Origin of the sequence: Paraburkholderia sp. RAU2J (assembly GCF_003634845.1) — a bacterium.
Lineage (GTDB): Bacteria > Pseudomonadota > Gammaproteobacteria > Burkholderiales > Burkholderiaceae > Paraburkholderia > Paraburkholderia fynbosensis.
On record NZ_RBXG01000003.1, the window covers coordinates 417,808 to 431,420 of the forward strand.

General features: G+C 63.3%; 13 protein-coding genes and 2 pseudogenes. 7 read left to right on the plus strand and 8 right to left on the minus strand.

The annotated features are described in order from the left end of the window. Nucleotides 1–58 precede the first annotated feature (58 nt). Nucleotides 59–649: a flavodoxin family protein gene (locus B0G69_RS33350; RefSeq protein WP_121324407.1), complete on the minus strand. Its 591-nt coding sequence runs from the start codon at nt 647–649 to the stop codon at nt 59–61. A gap of 116 nt (nt 650–765) precedes the next feature. On the opposite strand from B0G69_RS33350, the gene B0G69_RS33355 reads away from it, so the two are divergent. Both B0G69_RS33355 and B0G69_RS33360 read left to right on the plus strand, forming a co-directional pair. Then, entirely contained in the window at nt 766–1,671 is a 906-nt protein-coding gene (locus tag B0G69_RS33355) for a LysR family transcriptional regulator (protein ID WP_121324408.1), read from the plus strand. A 161-nt stretch (nt 1,672–1,832) separates the two neighbouring features. After that, nucleotides 1,833–2,639 (plus strand): hypothetical protein, encoded by an 807-nt coding sequence (locus tag B0G69_RS33360; protein WP_241991601.1) that lies wholly within the window; start codon nt 1,833–1,835, stop codon nt 2,637–2,639. 293 nt (nt 2,640–2,932) lie between these two features. On the opposite strand, the gene B0G69_RS33370 is transcribed toward B0G69_RS33360, so the two are convergent. The 7 genes from B0G69_RS33370 to B0G69_RS33400 all read right to left on the minus strand — a co-directional run bounded on the left by B0G69_RS33370 (nt 2,933) and on the right by B0G69_RS33400 (nt 9,856). After that, nucleotides 2,933–3,589, minus strand: a complete 657-nt coding sequence (locus B0G69_RS33370; RefSeq protein WP_121324409.1) for a glutathione S-transferase family protein — start codon at nt 3,587–3,589, stop codon at nt 2,933–2,935. Between the two features lie 7 nt (nt 3,590–3,596). Continuing rightward, entirely contained in the window at nt 3,597–4,766 is a 1,170-nt protein-coding gene (locus tag B0G69_RS33375; protein WP_158609024.1) for a Rieske 2Fe-2S domain-containing protein, read from the minus strand. Further along, nucleotides 4,756–5,733, minus strand: a complete 978-nt coding sequence (locus tag B0G69_RS33380; RefSeq protein WP_121324411.1) for an aromatic ring-hydroxylating dioxygenase subunit alpha — start codon at nt 5,731–5,733, stop codon at nt 4,756–4,758. The genes B0G69_RS33375 and B0G69_RS33380 overlap by 11 nt, the downstream gene beginning before the upstream one ends. A 13-nt stretch (nt 5,734–5,746) precedes the next feature. Beyond that, entirely contained in the window at nt 5,747–6,916 is a 1,170-nt protein-coding gene (locus B0G69_RS33385) for a BMP family ABC transporter substrate-binding protein (protein ID WP_121324412.1), read from the minus strand. Beyond that, complete coding sequence (locus tag B0G69_RS33390) at nt 6,913–7,800, minus strand: alpha/beta hydrolase (RefSeq protein ID WP_121324413.1); 888 nt, start codon at nt 7,798–7,800, stop codon at nt 6,913–6,915. Before B0G69_RS33390 ends, B0G69_RS33385 begins: the two co-directional genes overlap by 4 nt. Beyond that, nucleotides 7,797–8,774 carry a 2-oxoglutarate and iron-dependent oxygenase domain-containing protein gene (locus B0G69_RS33395; RefSeq protein ID WP_121324414.1) on the minus strand — a complete coding sequence of 326 codons (978 nt, stop codon included), beginning with the start codon at nt 8,772–8,774 and terminating at the stop codon, nt 7,797–7,799. The genes B0G69_RS33390 and B0G69_RS33395 overlap by 4 nt, the downstream gene beginning before the upstream one ends. Nucleotides 8,775–8,902: 128 nt before the next feature. After that, a complete protein-coding gene (locus B0G69_RS33400) occupies nt 8,903–9,856 on the minus strand; it encodes a LysR family transcriptional regulator (protein ID WP_121324415.1) in 954 nt (317 codons plus the stop codon). Nucleotides 9,857–10,109: 253 nt separating this feature from the next. Between B0G69_RS33400 and B0G69_RS33405 the strand changes: the two genes are divergently transcribed. The 5 genes and pseudogenes from B0G69_RS33405 (at nt 10,110) to B0G69_RS33425 (ending at nt 13,608) form a co-directional block, all read left to right on the plus strand. Continuing rightward, nucleotides 10,110–10,436, plus strand: coding sequence for a hypothetical protein (locus B0G69_RS33405; protein ID WP_199731452.1), 327 nt, complete (start codon nt 10,110–10,112; stop codon nt 10,434–10,436). 188 nt (nt 10,437–10,624) lie between these two features. Further along, nucleotides 10,625–10,786 (plus strand): annotated as a pseudogene (locus B0G69_RS33410) (DSD1 family PLP-dependent enzyme); the annotation flags it as partial. 247 nt (nt 10,787–11,033) lie between these two features. Further along, nucleotides 11,034–11,231, plus strand: a pseudogene (locus B0G69_RS33415) (alcohol dehydrogenase catalytic domain-containing protein); the annotation flags it as partial. Between the two features lie 79 nt (nt 11,232–11,310). Beyond that, a complete protein-coding gene (locus B0G69_RS33420) occupies nt 11,311–12,213 on the plus strand; it encodes a GNAT family N-acetyltransferase (RefSeq protein WP_121324416.1) in 903 nt (300 codons plus the stop codon). Nucleotides 12,214–12,282: 69 nt separating this feature from the next. Beyond that, nucleotides 12,283–13,608 (plus strand): FAD-binding oxidoreductase, encoded by a 1,326-nt coding sequence (locus B0G69_RS33425; RefSeq protein WP_121324417.1) that lies wholly within the window; start codon nt 12,283–12,285, stop codon nt 13,606–13,608. Nucleotides 13,609–13,613 lie beyond the last annotated feature (5 nt).

Below are 13,613 nucleotides of genomic sequence, written 5' to 3' on the forward strand. Positions count from 1 at the left end.
ATTGGCTAGATGAAATGCGGGCGGCGTCCGGTCCGTCGCTTTTCGCGCGTCACACATTTCAGCTGCTTTGAGATCTTCCGGACCGAAACTGCCCGGCGACCATCGCGACGCGTGCGCCATAGCGGCGGGCCGTCTCGAGGTCTCCTGGCGACATCTCTTCAGGCGACGCGTCGGCCGGTGTCTGCGCCATCGGCGCGATGTAGGAGCCCATGCGATTCAGGTCGTCACGCAGTGAGGCTTTCAGGTTCGCCGGCTTGATATCCATGCTGACCCAGATGCCGCCGTGCTGCCCAGCTAGCAGGAAGAAGTATTCGAGCGTATTGAGTTTGTCGCCGTTGATACTCGCGCTATTGGTAAAGCCGCCAAAGATCTTGTTTTGCCACCCGCCTTCGAACCAGGGCTTCGAGGATGCGTCTGCAAACTTCTTGAACTGCCAGCTAGGGCCGCCCATGCAGGTCGGCGAGCCGAACAGGATCGCGTCCGCGCCGGCAAGCGTTTCCCAGGCATCCCCGGCAATGTTTCCATCGCTATCGATTGCGACGAGTACTGAGCCGGCGCCTTCGGCGATAGCTCTTGCCATACGCTCGGTATGCCCATAGCCAGAGTGGTAAACGACGACCGTTTTAACCGGAGAGGTGTATTGATTCATGGTTGCTCCCTTTCGTTCAGGTTGTCTTGTGGACGACATGGGAAGCTAGTCTACTGAGTCGCAATTGAGCTATAAATGACTTCAAAGAGAACGTTCTGTTACCCCTCAGGTGAACAATGCAAAACCTTGACGCACTTCTGATCTTTGCCCGTGTCGCTGAAATGACGAGCTTCACGCGTGCGGCCGAAAGCCTGGGTATTCAGAAGGGACGTGTCTCTATGGTGATCCGCGGCCTTGAGCGAGATGTGGGGGTCACCCTCCTGCATCGGACCACGCGAAGTGTTCAACTCACCGAAGATGGACGCGCCTTTTATTCACGCGCACGGGACCTGCTGGCCGAAGTACAAGAATTGCAATCTATGTTCTCGGGTAATGGCGCACCACTACGGGGAAGGTTGCGCGTCGACATGCCCACCGAATTGGCACGAAGCGTCGTGGTGCCTGCACTACCGCAACTGATGGCGGCGCATCCGGAGTTGGAACTGGAACTTTCCAGCACCGATCGGCGTGTCGATCTCGTCCAGGAAGGGTTCGATTGCGTGATCCGTCTGGGTCCGATCGTCGACGAGACGCTGATTGCCCGACCGCTGGGCAGGCTGCGCATGACAAATGCGGCGAGCCCGAGCTATCTGGCACGGTACGGCATACCGCATACGCTCGATGATCTGCTCAGCCAGGGACACCAGATGGTCCACTACACGCTAACACTCGGTGCGAGGCATGCCGGATGGGAATACCCAGACGGCGACGGCTATGCGGCGCTTGCGTTGCCAAGCGCGATGCAAGTCAACAGTGTTCAGACCTATCATGCAGCTGGGCTTGCGGGCATTGGGTTGATCCAGGCGGGATATTCAGCGCTCGCGCATTACATTGAAAGCGGCGCGCTAGTGGAGGTTCTGCCCGACTTACGTCCAGAGCCCCTCGCCGCGTCGCTCGTCGTGGCCCATCGGCGTAACCTGTCGCCACGCGTGCGGGCCTTCATGGCTTGGATCGAGAGGGTATTGGAGCCCTATTTTGACTAAGGCAGGTACAGCGGCTCAAAGGGGCAGCGGGCAAGTGCCGGTGAACGTCTGCTTCCACAAGATGCGCATGAGTCTTGCCGACCCACATCTGCCCTTCGATCCGACGCGATCGCTGCGGCAGCGCATTGCGATAGACTGTCTTGATCCTGGAGGGGTTTTTTGTGGCTGAACTTAAAATCATGTTGGTCCGTTCGAACGCCGCTTGCGCCCTGTTTTGCATGTCACTGCTGACGTACGCCGGGACGTCGGCAGACTCAGCCACAGTTACCCATGCGACTGAGCCTGAAATATCTGCCTCTGCAGATGTCCTCTCGACTCGGCCTTTCGTGGGCGACGACCCGGTTGCCGTCAGAGACGCTTTGGCGGAGCAGAGCTTCCATGCCGATTCCCCTTCGTTGAGCGATCGCATCAAAAACCTGATCCACGTCCCTGTCCTTAAGGCGCCAGGCGATCTCGACTTGCCGAAAGCCAGTCTTGACCGCGACCTCGCTTTCGTCGTACCGGCGCCCTACGGAATACGATATCAGTCAAAGACGCACTTGCTGACGGTCAACATAGATCTATCTGATGAAGCCAATCCGGGAGTGATCCTGCTCAGGAAGACCATCACCGGACCACGCGGTCGAGGGCTTGTGGTGGCGCCTGAGGCGAAGGCCAAGGGGTACATCCAACATATCGATCTGATTGAACTCAAGTCCGGCAAACTGAGCAAAACCAGGGTTCACGGACGCATCACACTCTCGCAGGCGGCGTTCCACGAAGCGAATGGAGACTTCGCGATTGTGCTGATGTGTACCATGGCGCCGCCTTACCTGACCGACCGACGCGAACACAGCGATCCCAGCAACGACGAGCCCACAGACATCACAACAAGAACCTCGACGCTGTACGCGAACATTCACGCCATCTGGCTGGTGAGCCCGCAGCGGGGTATCGTGCTATCGAAGAAGCTGCATCTGTCGAAGTAAAAGCCCTTGATTGTTTTTTGAGGTCGCAGTACGGAATGGTCACGCTCAAGCGACATCTACTGCGCGCCTCGCTCTATCGGAAACAACTGGCCGCACGCTTTGACGCCCGGCATCGCTTCACTGAGATTTGCCCGAGATCCGTCCGCTGTCTGAGCAAATGCGCGTCCTCTCCGCGATTGTGTTCAAACGCTTAACGTGGCAGCGCCCTCCGACGCCTTCGCACTTTCTTTTGCCGCGCCAGCAGCCGGCCACGTGAGATGACGCGGCACACATGACGTCGTTTGGGTGGTCACTCAGATGGCCGCGTACACACCGGCCATCGTCGTAAAACCTTCCAGCCGTTTGAGTCGATCCATCCAGCGCCCAAGCGCCGGATAGTCGATCGACTCGATCTGCGCTTCGTCGAGCAGCGCAACCGGCACGAAGCACGCGACATCGGCGATGGTCGGCTTCGGCGTCGCGCAGACGAAGGGCACGCCAGCCGCTTCGTTGAACCAGCACGTCTCATCGAGAGAGCGCAGCAGCTTCTTCGCCGCGTGCCTCGACGCATGAACGGGCTGCGGCTCGCCATGCAGCACTTGCGAGCGCAGCGGCAACACCACACCGCACAACTGGCCGGCGAAATCGAGCCAGCTTTGCACTTGCGCAAGTTGCAAGGGATCATCGGCTGGCAGCCAATGTGCGCGATTTTTTTCAGCCACGTCTTCATTCGCACCGTAGCGACGCGCGAGATACACGAGAATCGCGTGCGCGCCGCGCAGCAACGCGCCGTCCGCATCGAGTACGGGTAGCGTGCCAAGTGGATTCAGGGCGAGAAAACGCGGCGTGCCGTTCTGCTTCGACGGATAAAGCTCAACGCGGATTCGTTCGTAACTGACGTCGAGTAGACCCAGCATCAGACGCACCTTGTAGCTTTCTCCGCACAATTCGTCGTCGTAGAGTTTGAGCATCGCGGCCTCACAGATCCAGAGTCAGCGCCGCGCCGCGCGCGCGCGACACGCACACCATCATGCAGTCCCCCGCCGCGCGTTCCTGCGGCGTCAGAAAAACGTCGCGATGTAGCGGCGTGCCGTCGAGCACGCGCGTGCGGCACGTGCCGCATACGCCTTGCTCGCACGAAGTCGGCACGTCGATACGATGCTCGCGCAAAGTCTGCAGCAAGCTGACGCCTGCGGGCACCCTCAGCGTGCGGTCGCTGCGCGCCAGATGAACTGTGAATGCGTGATCGTCGGCGTGGTCAATGGTGCCGGGCGCGCAAGCCGCTTCGGCGGAAACGGCTCTGGCCATCGCGGGCGGTAGAAACACCGCTTGCGTGGACGGCTGCGCATGCGGCATAACAGGTGGCGGCCGGTCCGCGAAGCGATCGCGCGATAAATGCTCATCACGTCCGGCTTGCTGTTCCAGCGCATCGCGCAACGCGTTGAGCCGCTGCTGATGATGCCGCTGGACAGCCAGCCGCTCTTCCCCCGCGAACGCGCCGAGCGCGATTCCGTGCAGATACGTGCGCCCTGCGCGCGCGGGCTGCATCAGAAACACCACGCGTTGCGCTGCGTCGTCCAGCTGTTCGATCAATACCGCGTGTGCGCTGAGATCGAACGCGACGCAGTCGGTGGTACGCCATGCGTCGAAGTCCGCATGGTCGAAGCAATATGCGCTCAGCGCGCGCTGCACGTCGTCGGCGCAGGCATCGATCGCGACGGTGCGCAAGCGGACCTGCTGCCCGTCGTCTTCGAGTTCGTCGAGCGGCACAAATGGCGGCACCTCGTCCGACTGCGCGAGACACGTCCACACGAAGCCATAACGCACCTGCGCCGGCCATGTCTTCACCGCGACCGGCGGCGCAGCGCCGCCGGGATGCGCGGGCACGAAGCGGCAGCCGCTGTCGCCCGAACCGAATTGCCAGCCGTGATACTGGCATTGCAACGCATCGCCGCGATGATGGCCGATCGACAAGCGCACGCCGCGATGCGGACAACGGTTCTCCCACACGTTCACGACGCCGTCTTCGGCGCGCCACACGACGAGTTGGTTGCCGTGCAGTTCGGTGTGATAGATCGCGCGCTCGCCGAGCTGATCGACGTCGCACAGCGCAAACCAGGTGAAGGCGCTGCTGTCTTTATCGGCCATGGGTGGTTCCGTAGGTGATCCGCTGAGCCGCCAGCCAACGCCGGTACGCGACCGACATCGCATCGGCGCGCACGGGATGTTCGGCTCCGGTGCCGAGCGGCAGGCGCTTCGGCACCTGATTGACGAGGATCTTGATGTCCTGCGCGAAGATGGTTTGCTGAAAGCCGCGCAATTCGTCGTCGCGGCTCGCGTCGTCGAGATAGCTCATCACCGTGTGCGCGACGCACCAGTCCTCGTCGACCGGTTGCACGAACAGCGCGATCACGTCGAAGCGCTCGGGCTGCGGCGGACAGGTCTTGTAGAGAATCGCGCTGTACGGACGCGCGACGCGGTACACATACTGAACGTCGAGCCCGGCGTCCGCGGTCATCGCCGCACGCGGCTGATAAAAGCGGCAGTCGTATGCGTACAGCTCGTCGTTGAGTTCGTCGCGCTGGACCCGGTACGGGGCGACCTCGGTGTACGGCTCGACGCCCAGATACCCGGTATGCACGAACGGGAAATGCCCCATGTCGAGGAAATTTTCGATCGCCCGCAAGCCGCTGACGTGCACGCGAAACGCGCCCGCATGCAGCAGACGGCGATCGGGCTCAGCGGCTTCGGGAATCGCGAGCAGATCGCGGCGCGGCTCGCCGACGCACACCCACAACACGCCATAGCGCGCCTGCACGTGACACTCGGCCTGCGTATCGAGCCGCCACGCGCGGTAACGGTGTGACGCGCGGGCCGCCGCGACGACGCGCGTCACGGCTAGGCCGAGATCCACACCGAGCAGCCGCGTGGCAGTGGTGGCCGTCGCGGCCTGCGCCGGAACATCGCCGGACGAAGCCGCCGCGACGAGCGCATCCAGCGCTTCCAGCGCTGAGACCGGATGCCAGTCGTTCCAGACCACCGCATCGCTGCTTGCGTGATCCGCCGCGCCGTTCGTCGCTTCGTTGTGCGCATTCAGCGCATGTGCCGTGCTCATAGCCACCGCTCCGTCATTTCGCGACGCTGCCCTGCACACCGTCGACGAACCAGTCTATCCGGTTCGTATCGTCCGCGGACAGCACCGAACCGGCGGCGACGCGCAGCTTGCCGCTCTGGTCCTTCAGCGGGCCGGCGAACGGATCGAGCCGACCGGCGACCAGCGCGGCGCGCTTCTCCGCGAGCGCGCGCTGCGCATTCGCGGGCACGGCCGTCGTGTTCACATTCACCAGATCGGTGATCCCTTCCTTCACGCCCCAGTACACCGGCTTGTTGGTCCACGTGCCGCGCTTCACTTCGTCGATCACCTTGCTGTAGTAGATGCCCCAGTCATAAGCGACCGAACCGAGATGCGCATGCGGACCCCAGTGGCTCATGTCCGAGTCCCAGCCGAACGCGTGAATCTTGTGCTGCTCGGCGACCGCCATCGTCGCGGTCGAATCGGTGTTCTGGAGCAGCACATCGGCGCCGAGGCCGACCAGCGTCTCCGCCGCCTGGCGTTCCTTGCCCGGATCGAACCAGCTATTGATCCACACGACCTTGACCGTGGTCTGCGGCGCGACCGAACGCGCGCCGAGCGCAAACGCGTCGATATTGCGCACCACTTCCGGAATCGGCACCGAGCCGACAAAACCGAGCGTGTGCGACTTCGACACATAACCAGCGACGACGCCCGCGAGGTACGCCGACTCGTACACCTTGCCGTTGAAGTTGCCGAGATTCGGCGCGCTCTTGTAGCCGGAGCAATGCAGGAAAACTGTGTCCGGATAGTCGCGCGCGACCTTCATCATCGAGTCCATGTAGCCGAACGACGTGCCGATCACGATCTTGTCGCCCTTCGCCGCGCGGTCGCGGAACACGCGGGCCGCATCGGCGTTTTCGGGGACGTCTTCGATACGCGTCACCTTGATCTCTGAGCCAAGCTGTTTTTCGGCGGCGCCGATGCCGAGATCATGCGCATGCGTCCAGCCCGCATCGCCCGGATTGCCGAGATACACGATGGAGACGTCGAGCGGCGCATTGCTGGCGGCGTGAGCGGCACTGCTCAAGGTCAGGAGCGCGCCGAGCGAGCCTGCAAGGAACGCCCTGCCCGCACGTTGCGCGAAGCGTGCGGATAGGCACGCGCTGCCATGCGACGACAAGCGCGCGGGGAAAAGCCGGCCGAGGCGGGAGAGTCGGGTCATGACGAAGTTCCGGTGGTGAGCGTAGTGGGCGTGGTGCGCGAATCGGAGACGGCGGACAGGCTGGGAGCCGGGCCGGTTGGCGAAGCGGATGTATCGTTGGCGGCCGTGATGCCGATGCCGGCAAGCGCATCGCACACCAGCGAGGCGAGTTCGGCGGGCCGCGCGAGTTGGGGCACGTGACCGCAATCGATCGAGCGCACTATCGCGCCGGGCACCAGCGCCTGCATCCTGCGCTGCAAAGGCAGCAGCACCGAGCGGTCCCGCAGCGCTTCGACATAGATGCGCGGCACCTGGCCGAAGCGCGCGGCGCTGAGCGACGTGACCAGCGTGCGGCCGCTTTCCCGTTGCGGCGTCAGCCGGGCGGCTGCCTCGCGCGCGGCATCGGGCGGGCAATCATGCAGGAAAATCTCGAGCGCGGCGGCGGGCGGCACGACCGTGGTCGCGTGATCCTCGCTCCACTGCAGATACGGCGCGATGCCGGCGGCCCCCGGCACTTCGGCCGCGCTCGCCTCGACCAGCTCCGCATAGCCCATCGCGGAAGGCAGCATCATGCCCACCACGTACACGATGCACGCGACGCGCTCCGGACATGCTTCGGCCAGTTGCGAAGCGGGCACGCCCGCGCCGCTATGCGCAACTACGACGACTGGACCGGCGAAGGCATCCAGCGCTTCGCGCAGCGCATCGACATAGCGTTGCAGCGTGACGTCGAGGCCGGCATCGCGCGCCGGCTGCGCGCCGTTGCCGGGCAGATCGACGGCGCGGCACGCCCAGCCGCGCGCGGCCATCTTCGGCAGCCAGGCGTCCCACGCCCAACTGCCCTGCCACGCGCCGTGGATCAGCAGCATGCCCGCCGCGCGCGCCGTGCGAGTGGCGGGACTCATCCGTAAGTCCTCCGGTAGCACGCTTCGAGATGACCGGCGACGGTGATCGGCGCATACGCCGGCGCCTCGCCGGGCGCGCAGCAGCCGGGCAGGCAGCTCACCACGTAGTCGGGCCGGCCGGTGAAGAAGAACGGCATCGAATAGCGCTCGCGACCCGATGCGTTGACCACGCGATGCAGCGTGGAGCGATAACGGTCGTTGGTCCAGCGCGCGATCAGATCGCCGAGATTTACGACGAAGGTGCCGGGCAGCGGCGGCACGTGAACCCAGCCGCCGTCGCTATCCTGCACCTGCAAGCCGCCGTTGCTGTCCTGCCAGAGCAGCGTCAGGCAGCCGAAATCGGTATGCGCGCCGCAGCCCTTCTGCTCGGGCAGCGCGTGCGGCGGTTGCGGCGGATAGTGCAGCAGGCGCAGCGTGCCCATCGCGTCGTTGCAGAACGCATCGAAATGGCCTTCCGGCAAATCGAGCGACAACGCGAGGCCGCGCGTCAGACGTTTGGCCAGGTCGAACAGCGCATCGAAATAGGCTTCCATCGCCGGACGAAAACCGGCCTGGGCCGCCGGCCACTGGTTCGGCCCGCAGTTGAACGCGCGAGCGACGACGCGCGGGTGATCGAGCGGCAATTCGTTGCCGATATAAAAGCCTTCCTTCAGATCGGGCGGCGTGCCGGCCTCCAGCACCTGGCCGCGCAGAGGCTCGTAGCCGCGATTGCAGAACGACTTCGCCTTGTCGACCTGACACTTGTCGGCCTCGTCGAGCGCGAAGAAACGCTCCGCTTCGCTGCGCGCCGCCTCGATCAGCGCCGCGTCCACGCCATGATTCGCGATGTAGAAAAAGCCCTTGTCGATACACGCGGCGTGCAGCGCCGCGCCCACCGCAGCGCGTTGCCGCGGATCCACGCAGGCAAGGCCCGACACGTCGATGACGGGCAGGCTCGCGTGCGGCACCGCCCTCGCTGATAGTACTTCGGACATTCCGGCTCCCTTGACCCGCGTTCGATTTGCTTCGATCTCGTCTTGAGAGGGAGTCTAGGGTGCGGCGGATGACCAAAAAAGCGCAGAAAAACGTCCATGCTGATGCCGTTTCGGCATCAGCGGGGCCATTACATGGCTGGCTCGCCGCCTTCCCGGTCGGCGAGCGCTTCGGCGAGCAGCCGGACGAACGCGTCCAGCGCCGGAGTCAGCATGCGGCCGGCACGTGCATAGGCGCCCAGCTCCGAAACCAGCGGACGCGGTGAGCGCAGCGGAATGTGCGCCAGCGTGCCGTCGGCGAGATCGCGTTCGAGACCGAGCCGCGTCTGAAAGCCCACGCCGCGACCGCGTGCCGCCATGCGCCGCATCAGCTCGATCGAATCGCTTTCGAGAACCGTCTGAAACGGCTTCGCGTAATGACGGATCAGCGGTTCAAGCAGGCCGCTGATCGACAGTTGCGCGTTGCCGAGAATCAGCGGATAGCGCGCGCACTGCGCGAACGTCACGCTCGTTTCGCTCGCGAGGGGATGATCGGCGGCGACGATCGCGCCCAGCTGAAAACGTCCCACCGCGAGCTGTTGCAGGTCGCCGGTGCGCGGCAGCGAGAACGCGAGGCCGAGGTCCGCGTCGCCGTCGAGAATGGCCCGGGCGATCGTCGCCGATCCGGCCGTGTGCACCTGAAAGCGGATTGCCGGGTAACGCGCCAGCATCCGCTCGACGAGGTCCGGCAAAAAACTGGAGTTGAGCCCCTCGACCGTGACGATGCCGATCTCGCCACGCCGGATGCCGCGCAGCGCGTCCATCTCGCTCTCGAAGCGGCGCGCGTCCTGCAACACGGTGATGACGTGCCGCGCGAACACTTCGCCGGCCGCGGTTAGCGCGAGCCCCGACGCGAGCCGCTCGAACAGCGGCGTGCCGACCTCCGCTTCGAGCTTCAGCAATTGCCGGTTAACCGCCGACGACGCGACGTGCAGTTGCCGCGCCGCTTCGCGAATCGACCCGCAGCGGCGGATCGCATCGAAATAGCGCAGAGAACGGGCGTGGATGTGCGAGGCGAACGTCTCGGCGGCGGTGGGCTTCGGCATGGTGGCGCGGGCTGTGAGCGGTGTTGTCGGCGAATGTATGGGCAGCCATGTTTGATGGCACGGCAGCCGACAGGATGATACGTGGCTTCGCCGTGTGGCTCGACTTTTCGCTCAACGGCAAAGCAGAGCAAACCAGTGCGCTCTGGATCTGGCGGCCCACTCCGATGCCGTCATTCTGACTTGCGCTACGCTCGGGCCGGCGGTCGAAGAAATTGCAAGTTCGCCCATCCCCATTGTGAGAGCAGATGCCGCGTTGGCCGCCGCGGCAGCAAAGGCAGGCGGCAAAATCGTTTTATGTGCTGTCGAATCCGCCATCGAATCGACCAGACGTCTTTTCGAGCAGCACGTGAGCGACCGTGGTACATCGGTGAGCGTCATCCACGTTGCGTGGGTGTGGACGCTGTTCAAAAACGGCGACCTCGACGAATGCTTCGCCGCCGTCGCGGCATCGGCGGATGAAGCCTATGAAGCAGGCGCAACTGCGGTCGCGTTCGCTCATCCTGGATGGCGCCCGCGGTCCATCTCGCGCGCAACGAACGCCGAGCGCTCGATAGCGCCCATGTTGCATTGCGAACCGTGATGCAGCAGATGGGCGGATAGTCGGACTGCGTCTGAGCTTCAGCGTTGCGACGGGTTGCTGACGATGGTCATGTCGGGAGTGAATGTTGCGCAGGAGCGGAAGCACCCTCTCTCCGACCGTCCGAAAAGCCCGTACTCGCTACAATCGACGATTCGAATTTCATTTGCAGGAGTCCGGCGATGGTCGATTCTGGCAAGCCAGACCGTGAGATCGAGAAGCGGTTTCCGATTGGAACGCGCCTACGCATTCTTCCCAATCATGCCTGTGCGACGGGCGCGCAACATCCGGCCTATCAGGCCGTCATGCCAGACGGCGCGGTTGAAACCTGGCCGCGTTTCTACGGCTGGTGATTCGCCGCTCCAGCGAGTCAGGTCGCTGAGCGCGCCACATAAAATGCTGCCCAAGGCGCGCCAAACGCAGTTTTCGTACTCTTTTGAAATTTTTTTCGAGCGTCGTAGTGTGACAGTGACCACGTAACATGAAGATGCTGTCGGCCCATAGCGCCCGTGAAATCTTGCTGATCCGCGGGCTCCTCGAAGCCGACTGCCAGCATCTCGACACTGGCAGGCTCACGACGGATTAATCGAGGACAAACAGATGGTACGTGCTGCACGAGGATACGCTGCCACTTCAGCGACGACGCCGTTGAGCCTGTTCGACTTCGAGCGCCGCAGTCTCCGAAACGACGATGTCGTGATCGAGGTGTTGTATTGCGGTGTTTGTCATTCCGATCTGCATACCACGCGCAACAATTGGGGCAACGCTAAATATCCCATCGTGCCGGGCCATGAGATCGCGACGTTAAATATCGGTTTGTGATTGATCTTGGCGCGGAAGTCCGAGATCTGAAGTCCAGGATTGGCAAGGAAATCTAATGAACGATGATTGTGTCGTGAGTGCTACGCCTTCAACGCAAGCGCTTCACTATCGAAGCTTCACTCCGGCGGATATTCCGACGGCTCACGCTCTGTCGATGACATTCAACTGGCCGCACCGTCCAGAAGACTGGCAGTTCGCCGTTGAGCAGGGAACGGGATTTGTCGCTGCAGAAAACGGCGTGGTGATTGGCACGGCGTTGTGCTGGAAATACGGCACGGACCGCGGCTCGCTCGGTCTCGTGATCGTGTCGCCGGAACATCAGGGACGCGGCATTGGCCGCAAGCTGATGGAGTTGGTACTCGAAGAGTTGGGACCACGCATCACGTTCCTGCACGCGACACCAGCAGGTCGTCCGCTCTACGAAAAGCTCGGTTTCAACGTGTGCGATTCGCTCGACCAATATCAGGGAAACGTCGGCGAAACTTTGCCTGTCACGCTGCCCGACGATGAACGGCTGCGTCCCGCGACTACCGCCGATTTCCCTGCGCTCATCGAACTCGCGACGCGCGCTTCGGGCCTTGAACGAAAAACGATGGTGTCGGCGTTGCTGGAAATGGGCGAAACCGTGGTGCTCGAACGTGACAGCGAGATCATTGGCTTCTCGATTCTGCGCCGCTTTGGCAGAGGCCAGGTTATCGGTCCGATGGTCGCGATGCGCTCGCCCGACGATCTTCGTGCGAAAGCCTTGATAGGCTATTGGCTGAACGGTCGCGAAGGTCAATTCATTCGAATCGACGTGCCCTGCGGCGCGAGTCTGGCTGACTGGCTGGTGGCGCAGGGACCGAAGTGCGTCGACACCACGGTGAAGATGGTCCGCAACGCGCCCGCCGTCGCGCATCAAGGCGCACCCGATCCGGTCTACCGGTTGTATGGGCTCATTAGCCAGGCGATGTTCTAGGCGTTGCGACAAGCAAACTTGCCGACAGACGATTGACCCGACACGCGACTCACGAAGGAGCTTTCACAGATGCGCGTACCGTTGACCCGCATTGATACCACCCCGACGCTACCCGGTAGTGCCGACGTCGTCGTGATAGGCGCGGGCATTGTCGGCGTATTCACAGCATGGTTTCTCGCGAAGCGCGGCGTGAAAGTCGCGTTGATCGAAAAAGGCATGGTAGGCGGCGAGCAATCCAGCCGGAACTGGGGCTGGTGCCGGCAACAGAACCGTGATGCGCGCGAATTGCCGATTGCGACCGAAAGCCTGCGACTGTGGCAGCAGTTCGAAGACGAATCCGGGGAATCCGCCGGCTTTCGCCGCAGCGGTCTGCTGTATCTGAGCAATGACGACGACGAACTCGGCGGATGGACGCGCTGGTGCGAATTCGCCCGCACGGCCGGCGTCAAAACCGAAGTGCTCGGCAGCAAACAGGCCAACGAGCGGGCTGCCGCCACCGGGCGCAGCTGGAAAGGCGGCGTGTTCGCACCGACCGATGGCACGGCCGACCCGGCCAACGCCGCTCCGGCTGTGGCACGCAGCATTATCAAGCTGGGCGGCACGGTTCATCAGAACTGCGCGGCACGTGGAATCGAAACCGAGGGCGGCAGGGTCAGCGGTGTCGTGACCGAGCACGGCGTGATCCGCACGAAGATCGCGGTCCTGTCGGGCGGCGCATGGGCCTCGACGTTTTGTCGGCAGCTCGGCATCCGCCTGCCTCAGGCGACCATTCGCTCGTCGGTCATGTCGGTCTCGCTGCCACGCGGCACGTTGCCGGACGCGCTGCACACGAAGGACATCACCATCACGCGACGCGGCGACGAAGCGTATTCGCTCGCCATCAGCGGATTGGCGAAGTTCGACCCCACGCTGCAAAAGGCCCGCTATGCCAAGGACTTTCTGCCGATGTTCGCGCGTCGCTGGCACAGCCTCAGGCCGGGCAGTCTGGAAGGCATGCGGTCGGGCCATGAAAGCATGAGCCGCTGGCGGCTCGATCAGCCGACGCCGATGGAAAAGATGCGCGTGCTGGACCCCAGCGTCGATGAAGCCACCCTCACGGAGATTCGCGGGCGTGCCATCGATCTGTGTCCGGTGATTGGCGAAGCACGCGTGGCCGCCTCCTGGGCTGGCTATATCGACATGACGCCGGACGGCATCCCCGCTATCGGCGAAACGCGGTCGCTGCCCGGCTTCGTGCTGGCTGCGGGCCTGAGTGGCCACGGCTTCGGCATCGGGCCAGGGTGCGGTCATCTCGTGGCGGATATGGTCACCGGCGTGACGCCGATCGCCGACCCCGAGCCTTATCGTCCGGATCGGTTCGACAAATCGGTGTGGGGCAAGGTCGCCGACTTCTGACAACG